Raw genomic sequence first — 16,055 nt, 5'->3', positions numbered from 1 at the left:
GCCCCCGCGTCATCCGCCTCGGCCTGGTGTCGAGGATGAGCAGGCTGCCGACGCTTCCATGGCGAGACGTACCTTCTCGGCAGCGATGCGATAGATGTTGCCGAGGATGTCGGGCGCCTGGTCGAACTCCTCGTCGGTGAGGTCCAGCCCGATCTTCTCACGAACCACCTGCCGGCTGGCCGCCACCCGCTCGGCGATCTGCTCCGCCGTAAGTTGTTGCGCCGCCAGCTCCTCCACGAGCTGTCCCAGAGTCATCCCCCGCTCCTTGGCCACCTGGGCGAGGTGATCGCGGGTCTGCCGGGAGACCCGGATGGTTGTGTGGTCGGCCATAGCCAACACCATGGACCCGCCGCAGACACCGCCGACCCGTATTCCACCGGCTCACCCATTCGAGGCAACCTTCCCCTTCCCCACGGCAACTCCATGTCACCCACACCACCACCGGGACTGGAGTCGCCCATGAGCCCCCGCACCCCCCGCCACCGCAGAAGCCGCAAGGCCCTGGCCCTGGGCCTGCCGCTCGCCGTGACCGCTGCCGGCGCCCTGACCTACGGGCTCTTCGGGGCCGGTACGCAGCCGAAGGCATCCGCCGCCACCGCCTCCGTACCCGCCTGGGCCACCGCCACCGCCGACGGGTTCGCGTCCGTCGACGCGCTCGGGCAGAAGGGGACGTACGGAGGGCGTGGCGGGCAGATCGTGACCGTGAAGACGCTCGCCGATCTGGAGAAGTACGCCACCGCCAGTGAGCCGTACATCATCGTGGTCGCCGCGGCGATCACCATGGACCCGGTCGGGAAAGAGATCAAGGTCCAGTCGAACAAGACCATCATCGGCTCCGGTACCTCCGGGCAGATCGTCGGTGGTGGCTTCTTCCTCGGGCAGGGCGTGCACAACGTGATCATCAGGAATCTGACGATCCGGGACGCGTACCAGGGCGAGTGGAACGACAAGGAGCACGACTACGACGGCATCCAGATGGACGGCGCCCATCACGTCTGGATCGACCACAACGACATCCGGCACATGGCCGACGGGCTCATCGACAGCCGCAAGGACACCACCTACCTGACCGTCTCCTGGAACAAGCTCAGCCAGGAGAACAAGGCCTTCGGCATCGGCTGGACCGACAACGTCACCGCGGACCTCACCCTCCACCACAACTGGATCCGCGAGACCGAGCAGCGCAACCCGTCCACGGACAACGTCGCCCACGCGCACCTCTACAACAACTTCCTGGAGGACGTGGCCGGGACGGACATCAAGTCCTCGTACGGCAACTACTCCCGCGGCAAGACCAACATGCTGCTGGAGAACTCCTACTTCCAGGGCATGAACAACCCGGTGATCAGGGACAGCACGGCCACCCTCGTCCAGCGGGGCAACCTCTTCTCGGGCACGAGCGGCAGGAACGAGAGCGGGGGCACGGGCGCGTCCTGGGATCCGAAGAGCTACTACGGCTACACGCTCGACAAGGCCGCCGATGTGCCGGCTCTTCTCAAGTCCGGAGCCGGGCCGCGCAGTTCGCTCGGCACGTCTGCCAACAGCACCAAGGCGGCCACCACCCTCACCGTCGCCCAGGACGGGTCCGGGCAGTACAGGACGGTGCAGGCCGCCGTGGACGCCGTACCCGCGAACAACCCGTCGCGGGTCGTCATCGCGGTGAAGCCGGGGACGTACCGGGAGACCGTCAAGGTGCCCGCGAACAAGCCGCACGTCACGGTCCAGGGCACCGGCGGCAGCCGCAAGGACACGGTGATCGTCTACAACAACGCGGCCGGGACCAAGAAGCCCGACGGGTCCGGGACGTACGGCACCGGCGGCAGCGCGACCGTCGCCGTCGAGGCCGACGACTTCCAGGCCCGCAACCTCAGCATCGCCAACGACTTCGACGAGGGCGCCCACCAGGACATCGCCCAGCAGGCCGTCGCCCTGCGCACCTCCGCCGACAAGGTGTTCCTCGACGGGGTCATCGTCAGCGGCGACCAGGACACCCTGCTCCTCGACACCGCGGCCAAGGAGAAGCTGGGCCGGGTCTACATGACCAACTCCTACGTCGTCGGCAACGTCGACTTCATCTTCGGGCGGGCCACCGCCGTGATCGACAGGTCCGTCATCACGCTCAAGAAGCGCTGGGACGGGACCTCCGCCGGCTTCGTCACCGCACCCAGCACCGCCGCGAACCGCAAGGGCATCCTGATCACCGACTCCACGGTCAACGGCGGTGTCTCGGACCGGAGTTTCTACCTCGGGCGCCCCTGGCACGCGGGCGGCGACGCCTCCCTCGACCCGCAGACCACGGTCCGCAACACCACCCTGAGCGCCGCGATCAAGTCCACCCCCTGGACGGACATGAGCGGCTTCTCCTGGAAGGACGACCGGTTCGCCGAGTACAAGAACACCGGGGCGGGCGCGGGCGCCGCGAGCGGTGACCGGCCCCAGCTGACCGACGCCCAGGCCGCACAGCAGGAGGTCGCGGACTGGCTGGGTGACTGGACGCCCGCAGCCTCCTGACCTGACGTCGACGCCCCGCTCTATGATCCCTCCGCACAAGTGTCCGAGGAGAGATCGGTGGGCGGGGCGTGGACGCGTACGGCGGGATCGAGCGCGAGTACCGCAGGCGGAAGAAGACGTCGCCTCTCATGGCCCTCGGCTTCGGGTTGCTGGGGCTGAACGCCTTCTTCCAGATGAACCGGCACCACACCATGCCCGAGTGGGTTCCGGCGTCAGTCGCCGCGTGCTACGTCCTGCTGGCCGCAAACTTCCTGCTGTACATGCGCCGCGCCCGCACACTCGTCGGGGCCCGCGGGATCACCGCACGGCGGGCCCTGACCGAACGCAGCCGCACCTGGCACGAGATCTACGACATCCGGGCCGAGCCGGTGCCGACCAGGACCGCGTACGCCGACAAGTGGATCACGTACCTGTACGACACCGACGGCCGCCGCTTCTTCCTGCCGCACATGGACGGCGGCCAGCTGGACGACCCGCCGACCGAGGTCGCCGCACTGAAGGAGGCCGCCGCCCGGCACCGCGGTATGGGGTGGGGGCCGCAGCCGGAGGTGGAGGCGCGGATCCGGCGCAGGGCCGGGCACCGCAAGGCGTGGGAGCGGGCGTTCATCAGCGGCCTCGTCGCCCTCGCCTGCAGCTTCCCGCTGTGGGTGGTGCTTCTGGCCACCACGCCGCATCCGCCGACGCTCCTCCTCTTCCTGTGCCTCCCGCTGGGCACCTTCGCCGCCGTCGCCGCACTGCTGCACTGGCGCTGGGAGTCCCAGGTTCCCTGGACCCTGCGACAGCGCTGAGCGGCGGCTCCCTACCAGCGCAGGATCATCGTCTCCTCCGGCGCGGGTGCGGCGACCGCCTCCGGCAGAGGAGACGCGAGGCGTGCGTACGCACCGCCCCGCGCCAGCAGTTCCTCGTGCGTCCCCGCCTCCACCAGGCGCCCGTGCTCGACGACCAGGATGCGGTCGGCGTCGGGGGCGAGGCTCAGGTCGTGGGTGATCATGATGGTCGTACGGCCGGACATCAGACGGCGCAGGGGCTGGACGACCTGACGGGCGGCCACCGCGTCCAGGCCCGCCGTGGGCTCGTCCAGGACGAGGACCGGGGCGGCGCGCAGCATCGCGCGGGCGATGGCGATGCGCTGGAGCTGGCCGCCGGAGAGCGCGGCCGTGCCGGGGGCGATGTGGGTGTCGTAGCCGTCCGGCAGGGCCGCGATGAAGTCGTGGGCCGCCGCGTCCCGGGCCGCCTGCTCGATCTCGGAGTCGGTGGCGCCGGGGCGGCCGCAGCCGATGTTCTCGCGGATGGTGCCGTTGAGGATCAGCGTCTGCTGCGGCAGCAGGGCGATCTGCTCGCGCAGGAAGTGCAGCGGTACGTCGGTGAGCGGGACGCCGTCGAGGGTGATCACGCCGGTCGAGGGGTCGTAGAAGCGGGTGAGGAGCTTGGCGAGGGTGGACTTGCCGGCGCCGCTCGCGCCGGTGACCAGGACCAGCTCGCCCGGTCCGGCGGTGAAGCCCACGTCCCTCAGAGAGGCGCGGGGGGACTCCGGGTAGCGGAAGGAGACGCCGTGGAAGCCGACCCAGCCCTGGACCGGCCAGGGCGCCACCGGTTCGACCGGATCCGTGACCGACGGCTCGGCGTCGAGGATCTCCCCGATGCGCTGGGCGCCGGCGGTGGCCGCGGTGACGGTGAGGCCGAGCTGTCCGAGGCTGCGGATCGGCGGGTACAGGTACCCGAGGAAGGCGGCGAAGGCGAGCAGTTGCCCGAGGCTCATCCGGCCGGCCGAGATCTCCCAGACCCCGAGCCCGATGACCGCGAGCACGCACAGCGTCTCGACGACCTCCACGAACTGCTCGTACATCTCGCTCAGCCGCGCCCCGCGCACACTGGCCCGCATCCAGGAGCGGGCCTCGCGGTCGAGCCGCCGCTCCTCGTCCCGCTGCCGGTTGTAGGCCTGGGTGAGCACGACGTTGCCCAGCGACTCCTGCACCACCGAGGTGATCGCGCCGTCGGCGACCCGCTCGTCCCGGGACGCCTGCTGGATACGGCCGGAGAAGCGGCGGGCGGCGAGCAGGAACAGGGGCGCGAGGACGAAGGTGGCCAGCGCCAGGTCCCAGCGCAGCCAGAAGGCGGCGCACGCGTAGAAGACGGCGGAGAAGGCGGCGGAGACGGCCCCCACCACACCCGACACCACCAGTTGCTCGATGGACTCGACGTCCCCGGTGAGCCGCTCGACCAGGTCCCCCTGCCGATGCTTCTGGAAGAAGTGCGGCGGCAGATCCTGCACATGCCGGAAGACGGCCGCCCGCAGCCGCAGCACGAATCTCTCGGCGGTCCAGGTGGCCAGCGAGTTGCCGAGGTAGCCGACCAGCGCGGCGAGCGCGGCCACCCCGAGCCAGGCACCGGCCGGCCCCCAGAAGGCGGCCAGCGAACCGGCCTTCAGGGCGTGGTCGGTCAATTCGGCGAACAGCAGGATCGCCGTGGTCTCCGCGACCGCGGCGACCACCACAGACGCCACGATCATCACCAGCCATCCGCGGTCCCCGCGCGTCAGCGGCCAGAACCGGCGAAAGGCCTCGCGGGCTTCCCGCACCATCGACAACTCCTTTCCACAGCTGTGGACATGGCCGAGGCGGGGCCACCGGTGCGACCACGCATCACCGGTTGACCCCGCCTCGTGGCGGACTCGCTCAGCCCTTGTTCCCGACCGGCCGACGCTTCGGCGCGGGCACGGGCTTCTTCGGCGCCGGCTTCTTCGGGGCCGGGGCGGGCTTGTGGTGCTTCTTGACGGGGGCGAGCTTGTGGAAAGACATTGGCTTTTCCTTTCGAAGTCGTTCGCTTTCGACATGGAAAACATTACGGGATTCGAGAGCCGGAAAAGGCCAATTCCCATGAGACCTCAATGAAATAGCCCTGAGAGAGATTCTCAGGGCTATTCCGGAACCGCAGTGCTATTCACACAGGTTTTATGTCACGGGTTTTACTTCACGACCGCGATCCGGTCGGCCGCCGGCGGCGCGAGCGGTGCCGTCGGGGACGAGTGCGCGGTCAGGTACTTCTCCAGTGCGCCCAGGTCGTCCCCGCCCACCAGGTCGCCGGTGCCCTGGCCGAGGGTCGGGAAGCCGTCGCCGCCGCCCGCCAGGAAGCTGTTGGTGGCGACGCGGTAGGTGGCCGCCGGGTCGATCGGCGCGCCGTTCAGGCGGATGGAGTCGGTGACCACACGGTCGGCGCCGGTCTTCGTCAGGTCCAGCGTGTACGTCAGGCCCGCCGACGGCTGCAGGATCTTCGGGGCCGCCGCGTTGGCCCCGCTCACCTGCTCCTTGAGCACCTGGACCAGCTGGGCGCCGGTGAAGTCCTGCAGGTTCACGGTGTTGGCGAAGGGCTGGACCGTGAAGCCCTCGGCGTAGGTGACGACCCCGTCGCCCTCGGCGCCCTTGGCCGCGTAGGTCAGGCCCGCCCGCACGCCGCCCGGGTTCATCAGGGCGAGGCTGGTCTTCGGGTCCAGCTCCCGGCCGTAGGCGAGCTGCGCGTCGGCGATCAGGTCGCCCATCGGGGACTCGGTGCCGGTGTTGTTGACGTCGGCCGAGATGTAGCCGATGGCACGGTTGCCGATGGGGGCCGCCAGGGTGTTCCAGCGGGAGATCAGGTCCGTCATGTCCGGGGCCTTCGGGACGTCCCGGGTGACCACGTGGTTCGCGGACTTCACGGCCGTACGCGCGATGTCGCCGGTGAAGCGGTCGTACGTCAGCGTGGTGTCGGTGTACAGACGGCCGAAGGAGGCCGCCGAGGTGACCATGCGGGGCCGGCCCGACGGGTCGGGGATCGTGCAGACGTACGCGGCGTGGGTGTGGCCGGTGACGAGCGCGTCGACCGCCGGGGTCACGTTCTTCGCGATGTCGACGATCGGGCCCGAGATACCGGCGCCCGCGCCCGGGGAGTCGCAGTCGTAGTTGTACGCGCCCGAGGCCGGGAAGCCGCCCTCGTGGACCAGGGCCACGATCGAGCGGACGCCCTGGCGCTGGAGCACCTTGGCGTACTTGTTGATCGTCTCGACCTCGTCCTTGAAGGTCAGGCCCTTGACGCCGTCGGCGGAGACGATGTTCGGGGTGCCTTCGAGCGTGACGCCGATGAAGCCGATCCGGACGTCCTTCTTCTTCCAGATCCAGTACGGCTTCAGGATCGGCTTGCCGGTCTTCTCGTCCAGGACGTTCGCGGCCAGGTACGGGAAGTCCGCGCCCTGGAACTCCTCGTCCGTGTAGCAGCCGTCCGTCGGGTGGCAGCCGCCGTTCTGCAGGCGGGCCAGTTCTCGCGCGCCCTCGTCGAACTCGTGGTTGCCGACCGAGGTGACGTCCAGCTTCAGCTTGTTGAGCGCCTCGACGGTGGGCTCGTCGTGGAAGAGCCCGGACAGCAGCGGGGAGGCGCCGACCAGGTCGCCGCCGGCCGCGGTGATGGAGTACGGGTGCCCCTCGCGGGCCGTGCGCAGGTGGGTGGCGAGGTACTCGACGCCGCCCGCGTCGACCGTCTTCGTCGTGCCGTCCGGCTGCAGCTCGGTGACCCGGCCGGAGGAGCCGGACGGGGGTTCGAGGTTGCCGTGCAGGTCGTTGAAGGAGAGCAGCTGGACGTCCTGGTAGCGGCTCGGCAGCGGGTGGCGGCCCTGGTCCTGGTGGGCCTGCGCGGGGAGCGCGGCGGCCAGGGCGGCGGCCGTGGCGAGAGCGGCGGTCGCGCCGAGGAAGGCGTAGGTACGACGTCTGGTGCGTCGGGGCGCGGCTGGCATGGGACCCCCCTGTGGGTCGGCTGTGGCGAGTGGCCGTTTCCGGCGCAGCCTAGGGTCAACGCGCGTAGCGCGACAGGGGGTTCATGGTTACGTCCTGGTTTCCCTTTGGTGATTCCTTTAAGCGCTGCGGTGTCGGCACTTCCGCCCGCCCGCCCCGTACCCTCGTACGCATGAGCAGCGACGACGACGTACGACCCTTCCCCTCCCGCTCCATCGAGACCTTCTCCGCACTCGACCCGGACCGGGCCGAGGCCGTGCTCGGGCTGCTCGCCGAGGCCGCCCGCGTCGACGGGCAGCAGCCGGTGTCCGAGCAGGGGCGGTTGCAGCTGCGCGGCGGCGCCCGCGCCGGTGTGTCGCATCTGCTGCTGACCGTCGGGGACGAACTCGTCGGCTACGCCCAGCTGGAGGACACCGACCCGGTGGAGGCGCCGGCCGCCGAACTGGTCGTCCACCCCGCGCACCGCGGACACGGGCACGGGCGGGCGCTGGGCTCGGCGCTGCTCGCCGCCTCGGGCAAGCGGCTGCGGGTGTGGGCGCACGGCGGGCACTCCGCCGCCCGGCACCTCGCCCAGGTGCTGGGGCTGACCCTGTTCCGCGAACTGCGCCAGATGCGGCGGTCGTTGACCGATCTGGAGCTGGCAGACCCGGTGCTGCCCGAGGGCGTGAGCGTGCGCACCTTCGAGCCCGGCAAGGACGACGCGGCCTGGCTCGCCGTCAACGCGGCCGCCTTCGCGCACCACCCGGAGCAGGGCTCGCTGACCCAGCGCGACCTGGACGACCGCAAGGCCGAGGCGTGGTTCGACCCCGCCGGGTTCTTCCTCGCCGAGCGGGCCGGTGAGCTGGTCGGCTTCCACTGGACCAAGGTGCACGCCGAGGAGAGGCTCGGCGAGGTGTACGTGCTCGGGGTCCGCCCGGGCGAGCAGGGCGGCGGCCTCGGCAAGGCCCTGACCACGATCGGCCTGCGCCATCTGGCCGGCCAGGGGATGCCGGCGGCGATGCTGTACGTCGACGCGGACAACACGGCGGCGGTGTCGGTCTACGAGCGGCTGGGGTTCACCACGCACGAGACCGACCTGATGTACCGCACGGAGACGTGAGCGCGGCTCAGTCCCTGGCACAGTCGTCGGCGCCCTTGGGCACCCGCACCCCGAGCAGCTTCGCCGCCTGGGCCGTGGTCGTGTGCGACGAGGTCAGCTCGGTCCAGTGGGCCTTCACCCGGGCCGCGATCTCGTCGTGCGGGCGGGCCAGCAGCCGCTTGACGACCTCGGTCTGCTGGGCCGAGACGCGCAGGCTGCCGGTGGGCGCGAGCACCACCCCCGAGCCGCTGAGGCTGTCGTCGACGCGGAGGTGACGGAAGGTGGTCAGCGGGTCCGGGTCGGAGCCCAGGACCAGCCACATCGCCGTCACCACCCGGGCGTCGCACAGGGAGGACGCGGTGTCCTCGTCGCCGGCCACCAGCACCGAGGCGACCCCGACCGCGAACTCGGGAACCCGGTTGCCGCCCCAGCGGGTGCCCACGGTCACCTGGTCCGGGGTGCGGGCGGGCAGGGCGGTGCTGTCGCTGGAGAGGTCGAAGACCTCGCCGATGCGCTGGCGCACCGTGAGCCGTACCGTGGCGGCCCGGCCGCCCGCGTCCGCCTGGAGCCGGTCCACGACGGCCGCCCAGTGCCCGGTCCAGCCCCGCCACTCCGGGAAGGCGCAGTAGGCCGAGCCGCCCCGGTCCACGCACGACTGGAGCTTCTCCGGCGCCCGGTACGCGGCCTCCCGCGCCGCCCGCAGCCGCGCCGAGTCGCCCGGCGCCTGACCGACGGCGCCGGCGGCCGTGGCGGCGAGGGCCAGCACGGTCACCGCCCGCAGGGCCCGGGTGCGCCCGCCGGCCACCAGGACCGCGAGGGCCACGCACAGCGCGGTCAGGCCGGCGAGATACAGCGCGTGCCAGGCGGCCGGGCGGCCCAGCAGACCGGACGGGATCGGGTCGGAGCTGAACTCGCCGACCGTGGGCCACAGCCACTGCACCGCGTGCGCGCCGGAGGTCAGCGTGTTGAGGACCAGCACGACGAGGTAGAGCACGACCAGGAACAGGGCGGGGGCCACCGGGTGCGGGGCGACCCGGGCGAGCAGCACCGCGAGGGCGCCGGAGAGCAGCACGGCCAGCGGGGCCACGGCCAGTTCGGCGACCGAGCCGTGCCCGGCGGCGCCCGGCTTCAGCGCCGCCCAGCCGAACTGGACGGCGGCCAGGAGAGCGCTGAGGGCGGCGTACGGCACGACCGACAGGGCGTGGGCCAGGGTGCGGCGGGCGCGCCCCATCGCCAGTACGTCGTGCTGTTCCTCCGTGTGCTGCCGCCGGGAGCGGAGAGCGGCGCGGTTGACGCAGACGAGCAGGGCGAGGGAGAGCAGGAGGGCGCCGGACTGGGTTTCGCGGTCGACGTTCTGCAGGACGGGGTAGGCGTCCATGCCCTCCGCCTTCCCGACCAGCCCGCTGAACATGTTGTCGGCGGTGTTGAGGACGTACAGCAGGCCGAAGAGCAGGACCGGGATCTGGGTGAGGAGATCGCGGGCCTCGAAGCGGGCCAGGTCGAGGAGGGCCGCGGTGCGGCGGGGTGCGGGGGCGGTCGCGAGGGTCGTGCTCATGCCGCGGTCTCCGTGGTGTCGTGCCGGGTGTCCAGGACGAGCAGGTAGCCGTCCTCCAGGGTGGGTTCGAGGAGCTGCGCGCCCGCCGGTGGGTGTCCGACGTTGCGGAAGGTGCCGTCGCCGGTGCGCCAGCCCGCCCTCGCGCCGGGGTCGCGCCGGGTACCGCTCCACACGCGTCCGGCGGCGCGGGCGGTCAGCTCGGCCGGGGTTCCCTCGAAGTGGACGCGGCCGGCGGCTAGCACCACGACGTACTGGCAGAGCATCGCCACGTCCTCGGTCTGGTGGGTGGAGAGCAGGACGGTCCGGTCCTCCCCTGCCTCGGCGATCAACTCCCGGAACCGGATGCGCTGTTCGGGGTCGAGTCCGACGGTCGGTTCGTCCAGGACGAGGAAGCCGGGGTCGCCGACGAGCGCGGCGGCCAGTGCGACCCGCTGCCGCATCCCGCCGGACAGCCGCTTGATCCGCTTGCCGCGCACCTCCCCGAGGTCGACGGCCTCCAGCACCCGCCGCACCTCCCGGTGCCGGGCCGCGCGGTCGGTCAGCTCCTTGAGGATCGCCACGTAGTCGACGAACTCGAAAGCGGTGAAGTCCGGGTGGTGGCCCGGCGTCTGCGGCAGGTAGCCGAGGGCACGGCGGGCGGCGAGCCGGCCGTCCGGGGTGGCCGGGTCGTGCCCGAGCACCGTGAAGGCACCCCGGTCCGGCGGCACGGCCGTCGCCAGCACCCGCAACAGGCTGGTCTTCCCCGCCCCGTTGGGCCCGAGCAGCCCTGTGACGCCGGGGGAGAGACGCAGCGAGACGCCGTCGAGGGCGGCGGTACCGCCGTAGCGCAGGGTGAGGCCTTCGGCCGAGACGATGGTGGTCATGCGGGGCTCCAAGTCGGAGGGGCGAAAGGCAGAAGGCTGGCTGTCACACGGCCTCCTGGCCGGAGGGGCGAAAGGCGAGAGGCCGGGTGTCACGCGGCACTCCGCGCCGGAGGGGCGAAGGGGCAGAGGGCTGGGTGTCAGGCGGCACTCCGCGCCGGAGGGGCGAAAGGCAGCAGGCCGGTGTCACACGGCCTCCTGGCCGGAGGGGCGAAAGGCGAGAGGCCTGGTGTCACGCGGCACTCCGCGCCGGAGGGCCAGGCGCCGCACAGCCCCCCACGCCAGGCGGCCGACAGGCAAGCGGCCCAGGTGGTCACGTGCCGTCGGGTTCCGGGAAGCCGCCGCAGGGCATCGCGGCGCTGCGGGGCGGGGGGTCACCCGCGCACGCGCTCCAGCAAGCCCCCGTAGGACCTCCCCGGGCGATGAGGTGAGGGGATCGCCCGCCGCAGCGCTCCGAGAAGCCGCCATTGGGCCTCGCGGCGCGGCGGGGGATCACCCGCCCGCGCGCTCCAGGAGGCCCCCGTAGGGCCGCCTCGCGGCACAGCGGGGCGAGGGATCATCCGCCGCCCCGCTCCGGCAGGCCCCCGTACGGCCTCGCGTCGAAGTGGTCGCGGGCCTGGTAGAGCAGGACTGCGGCCAGGGCGGTGACGGCTGCCGCTGCCGACTGGCCGGCCGGGGTGAACGGCACCGGCGTCGCGCCGGCGTGTGTGTAAGCCGCCCAGGCCACCAGCGCCAGCCATCCGCCGCCGACCAGGGCGGGCGCGAGGAGTGGTCCGAGGCGGGCGGAGAGGGCGAGCGCGGCCGCGGTCAGTGCGAGCGCGGGCAGCAGCCAGGCCAGGGCCAGCAGCCCGTAGCCCGGGAGGGCGAGGGTGGCCAGCCCGTTGAGCGCGAGGCCGGTTCCGAGCGCGGCGACCGTGCGGATCATCAGCAGCTTGAATCCGTGCAGCGGGGCGACCACGGCCATCTCGTACGTCGGGTCCAGCGCGGGCCGGTACGACAGGGCCACACTCGCGAGGGGGGCCAGCGGGGCGAGGGCCAGGAACAGGACGGGTGCGTGGATCACGTGCACCGCCAGCACCGTCAGCATCAGCACCAGGCCGGTCGCCAGCAGCCAGGAGCGGCGCAGCACCGGGGTCGCGGCGAGCAGCCGCGCCGTGTGGTCGGCGGCTCCGAGCCGGACCAGCAGCGCCTCGAACACTCCGCGCCGGGGTGCGTCCAGTTCGGCGTCCAGCCGCTCCCAGCCGGCGTCCAGCGCGGCCGGCTCGCTCGCCTCGGCGAGCAGCGCCCGGCAGTCGGCGCAGACGGCGAGGTGCGCGTCGGCGGACCAGAGTGCCGGGGGCGCCAACTCGCCGCGCGCATAGGCGCGTACGTCCTCTTCGGTGACGTGCCAGCTCATGCCAGTGCCTCCCGCAGCTGCTTGCGGGCGCGCATCGCCCGTGTCTTGACGGTTCCGGCCGGTATGCCGAGCAGCACCGCCGCCTCCCGGGTGGTCAGCCCGTCGACGACCGTGGCCTGCAGGACCGCCCGCAGTTCCGGGGAGAGCCGGACCAGGGCGCCGGCGAGGTCCCCGTGCTCCACCCCCGCGAGCACGCGTTCCTCCGCCGACGCCTCGTCCCGGTGCCGCAGCCGGGCGAGCGCCTGCCGCAGCCGGCCCCGCGCCCCGTCACCGCGCAGCGCGTCGACCAGCCGCCGCGACCCGATCCGCCACAGCCACCCGGCCGCGTCCCCGGCGTCACCGTCCTCGCGATAGCGGGCGCTCCCCCGCCACACCGCGAGGAACGTCTCCTGGACGACGTCGTCGACGACCCCGGCGTCCGCGCACCGGCTGCGCAGCCGGGCGGTCAGCCAGGGCGCGTACCGCCGGTACAGCTCCTCGAAGGCGCGCCGGTCCCCGGCCGCGGCGATGGCCCGCAGCAGCTCCCCGTCGCTCTGTGGTGTGCTCACGTCTCCTCATCGGACGAGCCCCGCCGATCGGTTCACGGAAGTCTGACTTGACTTCCACCACCCCCCTCCACCACCCTTTCACTACTCAATTAGTGAAAGGGTGGTTCAACGCGTGGTCGAATTCCGCATCGACCGGCACAGCGGTGTCGCCACCTACGTCCAGATCGTCCAGCAGACCAAACAGGCTCTCCGCCTGGGCCTGCTGCAGCCCGGCGACCGGCTGCCGACGGCCCGCGAGGTCGTCGAGGCCACCGCCATCAACCCCAACACCGTCCTCAAGGCCTACCGCGAGCTGGAGCGGGAGGGCCTGGTCGAGGCGCGGCGCGGGCTCGGCACCTTCGTCCGGCGGTCCCTGGGCGCCGCCCCGGCCGACTCCCCCCTGCGGGCGGAGCTGGAGGAGTGGGCGGCGAAGGCCGTCGACGCGGGGCTGGACCGGGACGACGTGGCGGCCCTCTTCACCGCCGTACTCGACAAGCACTTCCAGGGAGAAGGTTCATGAGCGACACGGCTCTGGAGGCCACCGGCCTCGGCAAGCGCTTCGGGCGCCGGGGAGGCTGGGCGCTGCGCGACGCCGCATTCCGGCTGCCCGCCGGGCGGGTGTGCGCCCTCGTCGGGCCCAACGGCGCGGGCAAGTCGACGCTGCTCGCCCTCGCCGCCGGGCTGCTGCCGCCCACCGAGGGCCGGCTGACGGTGCTCGGCGGCACGCCCGCCGGGGCCCGCGCCCGGGTCGGCTTCGTCGCCCAGGACAAGCCGCTGTACCCGCAGCTCACCGTCGCCGAGACGCTGCGGATGGGCGCCGACCTCAACCCCGAGCGCTGGGACGCGGCCACCGCCGAGCAGGTCGTGGCCGGCGGCGACCTGGACCCGAGGTCCCGCATACGGTCGCTGTCCGGCGGACAGCGCACCCGCGTCGCCCTCGCCCTGGCACTCGGCAAGCGGCCCGAACTGCTGCTGCTGGACGAGCCGATGGCCGACCTCGACCCGCTGGCCCGGCACGAGCTGATGGGCACCCTGATGGCCGAGGCCGCGCAGTACGGCACCACCATCGTGATGTCCTCGCACGTGGTGGCCGAGCTGGAGGACTCCTGCGACCACCTGCTGCTGGCCGGCAGCGGCCGGATCCGCCTCGCCGGCGAGATCGACGACCTGCTCGCCGCCCATCTGCGCGTCAGCGGGGCCGCCGAGTCGACCGACCTGAGCGCGCACACCGTGGTCGAGTCGCGGGTCACCGGCCGCCAGCTGACCGCGCTGATCCGCCCGGCCGGACCGCTCCCCGGCGACCTGCGCACCTCGGTGCCCTCGCTGGAGGAACTCGTCCTCGCCCACCTGCGCAACCCCGGGGCCCCCGCGCTCAGCGCAGCACCGGCCGTGACCCAGGGGAGTGCCGCGTGACCGCCGTGACGACGCCGGCGGCCGTCCGCCGCCCGCACCTCACCCGCTGGGTGCTGCGCCTGCACCGGCCGGAACTGGTCGCCTGGGCGGGCCTGGTACTCCTCGGCGCCGCCCTGCTGCTGTGGCTCGGGGGCCCGCTCACCGACGCGGCGGCGGACGGCTGGCGCCAGTACAACGCCTGCGACTGGTCCGACAAGTGCTCCTACGACCAGGACGCGATCCTGCGCTACAAGGACGCGTACAACTACCTCACGCTCCCCCTCGCCGCGCTGCCGCTCCTTGTCGGGGCCTGGGCGGGCGCGGCCCTCACCGGCCGCGAGCTGGAGTCCGGCACCGCGCAGCTGGCCTGGGCGCAGGGCGTCACCCCGGCCCGCTGGCTGGCGACCAGGCTGGCCCTGCCGGCCGTCGCGGTCACCGCGGGGACGAGCCTGCTGGTGTTCCTGCACCACCGGGCGTGGTCGGCCGCTCGCGGCCGCATCGGCACCGCGAAGAGCTGGTGGGACCCCTGGACCTTCCACACCAACGGCCCCAGCACCGTCGCCCTCGCGCTGGCCGCCCTGGCCGTGGGCGCCCTCGCGGGCCTGACCCTGCGCCGCGCCCTGCCCGCGCTGGCCGTCTCCCTCGTCGCCACCGCGGGCGTCTGGGGCCTGGCGCAGTGGCTCATGCCGCACCTGTGGCCGGCCGTCACGCGGGTGACCGGCCTCAAGCACGGATACGACGGTCTCTACAGCGGCATCACCGTCGACCAGGGCCTGGTCACCCGCACCGGCGAGCACATCCCCGAGCCCGTCTGCTCCGCGCACACGACGGAGGAGTGCCTGCGGATGTTCGAGAAGCGGAACGCCGTCGGCTTCTTCCACACGTACCACCCGTACGCGCACTACGGGCCGCTCCAGCTGACCACCAGCGCCCTCGCCCTGGCCCTGGCCGGACTGTTCACCGTCGCCGCGTTCCTGGTGCTCCGGCGCCTCACCGGCGCGCTCCGGCCCGGCAAGGGGGCCACCGCATGAGCGCCGCCCTCCAGGGCCTGCCCCGCACGGTGCTGCGGCTGCACCGCACCGCCCTGCTCGTCTGGGCCGCCGTCGTCGCCGGCCTGACCGGCTGGCTGGTGTACCTGAACGAGGTCACCGCGGCCGCCACCCGCAGGGCCGAGCGGGCCTGCGCCCACACGGACGTGTGCATCGACTCCTTCGACCGCTTCGACTACGGCACCACGGTCGGCTGGATCGGCACGCTCATCTGCTACACCTTCCTCGCCGTCGCCGCCTTCGCGGGCGGCGCGCTCGTCGGCCGCGAACTGGAGTCCGGCACCGCGCGGCTGGCCTGGACGCAGGGCGTCACCCCGGTGCGCTGGCTGACCGCCAAGCTGGCCCTGCCCGCCGTGGCCGTCGCCGCCGGGGGGCTCACCCTGGTCCTCGCGTTCCGCTGGGGCTGGTCGGCGGGCGAGGACCTGATCCCGGTCACCCACTGGTACCAGAGCGACATCATCGTGGCCCGCGGCCCGCTCACGGTGGCGTACGGTCTGTGCGCCCTCGCCGTCGGCGCGCTCGCCGCGCTGCTGCTGCGCCGCACCCTGGCCGCGCTCGGCGCCGCCTTCGCCGCGATGTGGCTGCTCAACTTCCTGCTCACCCGCTACCGCGCCGACCTGTGGCCCGCGATCACCCGCACCTCCGGCAGAAGCATCGAGCTGCCCGACAACGCCTGGCGGGTGAACTCGGGACGGAACGCCGACGGCTATTTCGCCGTCTACCACCCCGCGTCCCACTTCTGGCCACTCCAGTGGGTGGAGACCGGCATCGTCCTGGCCGCGGCGGCGCTGACCACCGCCGCCGCGTACGCGGTACTGCGCCGCCGGGCGGCCTGACACCGAGGCGAGCCGAGGCTCCGTACGCCCCTTCGGTCCCGTACGTCCCTTCCACGGGGGGAGTGACGTACGGGACCGTCGCTTTCTCGGGTAC

15 protein-coding genes are annotated in these 16,055 nt (G+C 72.6%); 7 read left to right on the top strand and 8 right to left on the bottom strand.

The window, feature by feature from the left end; translation table 11 throughout:
* Positions 1-9 precede the first annotated feature (9 nt).
* Positions 10-330, bottom strand: coding sequence for a hypothetical protein (locus BEK98_RS15015; RefSeq protein ID WP_094217402.1), 321 nt, complete (start codon positions 328-330; stop codon positions 10-12).
* Between the two features lie 129 nt (positions 331-459).
* Here BEK98_RS15015 and BEK98_RS15010 point away from each other — a divergent pair, with 129 nt between their 5' ends.
* Together BEK98_RS15010 and BEK98_RS47940 are read left to right on the top strand one after the other, a co-directional pair.
* Complete coding sequence (locus BEK98_RS15010; protein WP_094217014.1) at positions 460-2,511, top strand: pectinesterase family protein; 2,052 nt, start codon at positions 460-462, stop codon at positions 2,509-2,511.
* A gap of 68 nt (positions 2,512-2,579) precedes the next feature.
* Positions 2,580-3,299, top strand: a complete 720-nt coding sequence (locus BEK98_RS47940; RefSeq protein WP_107428275.1) for a hypothetical protein — start codon at positions 2,580-2,582, stop codon at positions 3,297-3,299.
* A gap of 11 nt (positions 3,300-3,310) precedes the next feature.
* Here BEK98_RS47940 and BEK98_RS15000 read toward each other — a convergent pair whose 3' ends face one another.
* The 3 genes from BEK98_RS15000 to BEK98_RS14995 form a co-directional block, all read right to left on the bottom strand.
* A complete protein-coding gene (locus tag BEK98_RS15000) occupies positions 3,311-5,092 on the bottom strand; it encodes an ABC transporter ATP-binding protein (RefSeq protein WP_094217012.1) in 1,782 nt (593 codons plus the stop codon).
* Positions 5,093-5,186: 94 nt separating this feature from the next.
* Positions 5,187-5,309, bottom strand: coding sequence for a hypothetical protein (locus tag BEK98_RS50850; protein ID WP_279635466.1), 123 nt, complete (start codon positions 5,307-5,309; stop codon positions 5,187-5,189).
* 167 nt (positions 5,310-5,476) lie between these two features.
* Entirely contained in the window at positions 5,477-7,270 is a 1,794-nt protein-coding gene (locus BEK98_RS14995) for a bifunctional metallophosphatase/5'-nucleotidase (RefSeq protein ID WP_094217011.1), read from the bottom strand.
* 170 nt (positions 7,271-7,440) lie between these two features.
* Between BEK98_RS14995 and mshD the strand changes: the two genes are divergently transcribed.
* The gene (gene mshD, locus BEK98_RS14990; RefSeq protein WP_094217010.1) at positions 7,441-8,367 is read left to right on the top strand and encodes a mycothiol synthase; all 927 of its coding nucleotides are present in this window, start codon (positions 7,441-7,443) and stop codon (positions 8,365-8,367) included.
* A 7-nt stretch (positions 8,368-8,374) separates the two neighbouring features.
* On the opposite strand, the gene BEK98_RS14985 is transcribed toward mshD, so the two are convergent.
* From BEK98_RS14985 to BEK98_RS14970, 4 genes are all read right to left on the bottom strand, one after another.
* Positions 8,375-9,901: an ABC transporter permease gene (locus tag BEK98_RS14985; RefSeq protein WP_094217009.1), complete on the bottom strand. Its 1,527-nt coding sequence runs from the start codon at positions 9,899-9,901 to the stop codon at positions 8,375-8,377.
* Positions 9,898-10,764: an ABC transporter ATP-binding protein gene (locus BEK98_RS14980; protein ID WP_094217008.1), complete on the bottom strand. Its 867-nt coding sequence runs from the start codon at positions 10,762-10,764 to the stop codon at positions 9,898-9,900. The genes BEK98_RS14985 and BEK98_RS14980 overlap by 4 nt, the downstream gene beginning before the upstream one ends.
* A gap of 553 nt (positions 10,765-11,317) precedes the next feature.
* Complete coding sequence (locus BEK98_RS14975) at positions 11,318-12,157, bottom strand: zf-HC2 domain-containing protein (protein ID WP_094217007.1); 840 nt, start codon at positions 12,155-12,157, stop codon at positions 11,318-11,320.
* A complete protein-coding gene (locus BEK98_RS14970; RefSeq protein ID WP_094217006.1) occupies positions 12,154-12,705 on the bottom strand; it encodes an RNA polymerase sigma factor in 552 nt (183 codons plus the stop codon). The genes BEK98_RS14975 and BEK98_RS14970 overlap by 4 nt, the downstream gene beginning before the upstream one ends.
* 112 nt (positions 12,706-12,817) lie before the next feature.
* Here BEK98_RS14970 and BEK98_RS14965 point away from each other — a divergent pair, with 112 nt between their 5' ends.
* From BEK98_RS14965 to BEK98_RS14950, 4 genes are read left to right on the top strand one after another with little or no spacing between them, the layout of a single operon-like run.
* Positions 12,818-13,204 (top strand): GntR family transcriptional regulator, encoded by a 387-nt coding sequence (locus tag BEK98_RS14965; protein ID WP_094217005.1) that lies wholly within the window; start codon positions 12,818-12,820, stop codon positions 13,202-13,204.
* A complete protein-coding gene (locus BEK98_RS14960; RefSeq protein WP_094217004.1) occupies positions 13,201-14,097 on the top strand; it encodes an ABC transporter ATP-binding protein in 897 nt (298 codons plus the stop codon). The genes BEK98_RS14965 and BEK98_RS14960 overlap by 4 nt, the downstream gene beginning before the upstream one ends.
* Positions 14,094-15,107, top strand: a complete 1,014-nt coding sequence (locus BEK98_RS14955) for an ABC transporter permease (RefSeq protein ID WP_094217003.1) — start codon at positions 14,094-14,096, stop codon at positions 15,105-15,107. Before BEK98_RS14960 ends, BEK98_RS14955 begins: the two co-directional genes overlap by 4 nt.
* On the top strand, positions 15,104-15,961 hold the full coding sequence (locus BEK98_RS14950; protein ID WP_094217002.1) for a hypothetical protein: 858 nt from the start codon (positions 15,104-15,106) through the stop codon (positions 15,959-15,961). Before BEK98_RS14955 ends, BEK98_RS14950 begins: the two co-directional genes overlap by 4 nt.
* Positions 15,962-16,055 lie beyond the last annotated feature (94 nt).

This window comes from Streptomyces diastatochromogenes (assembly GCF_002242805.1).
Taxonomy (GTDB): Bacteria; Actinomycetota; Actinomycetes; order Streptomycetales; family Streptomycetaceae; genus Streptomyces; species Streptomyces diastatochromogenes.
The sequence above is the reverse complement of the archived record's forward strand: the minus strand, read 5'-3'. Positions and strand labels throughout refer to the sequence as shown.

Coding starts and splice junctions, on each gene's coding strand:
- BEK98_RS15015 (WP_094217402.1), bottom strand. CDS start 330: ATGGCCGACCACACAACCATCCGGGTCTCCCGGCAGACCCGCGATCAC.
- BEK98_RS15010 (WP_094217014.1), top strand. CDS start 460: ATGAGCCCCCGCACCCCCCGCCACCGCAGAAGCCGCAAGGCCCTGGCC.
- BEK98_RS15000 (WP_094217012.1), bottom strand. CDS start 5,092: ATGGTGCGGGAAGCCCGCGAGGCCTTTCGCCGGTTCTGGCCGCTGACG.
- BEK98_RS50850 (WP_279635466.1), bottom strand. CDS start 5,309: ATGTCTTTCCACAAGCTCGCCCCCGTCAAGAAGCACCACAAGCCCGCC.
- BEK98_RS14995 (WP_094217011.1), bottom strand. CDS start 7,270: ATGCCAGCCGCGCCCCGACGCACCAGACGTCGTACCTACGCCTTCCTC.
- mshD (WP_094217010.1), top strand. CDS start 7,441: ATGAGCAGCGACGACGACGTACGACCCTTCCCCTCCCGCTCCATCGAG.
- BEK98_RS14985 (WP_094217009.1), bottom strand. CDS start 9,901: ATGAGCACGACCCTCGCGACCGCCCCCGCACCCCGCCGCACCGCGGCC.
- BEK98_RS14980 (WP_094217008.1), bottom strand. CDS start 10,764: ATGACCACCATCGTCTCGGCCGAAGGCCTCACCCTGCGCTACGGCGGT.
- BEK98_RS14975 (WP_094217007.1), bottom strand. CDS start 12,157: ATGAGCTGGCACGTCACCGAAGAGGACGTACGCGCCTATGCGCGCGGC.
- BEK98_RS14960 (WP_094217004.1), top strand. CDS start 13,201: ATGAGCGACACGGCTCTGGAGGCCACCGGCCTCGGCAAGCGCTTCGGG.
- BEK98_RS14950 (WP_094217002.1), top strand. CDS start 15,104: ATGAGCGCCGCCCTCCAGGGCCTGCCCCGCACGGTGCTGCGGCTGCAC.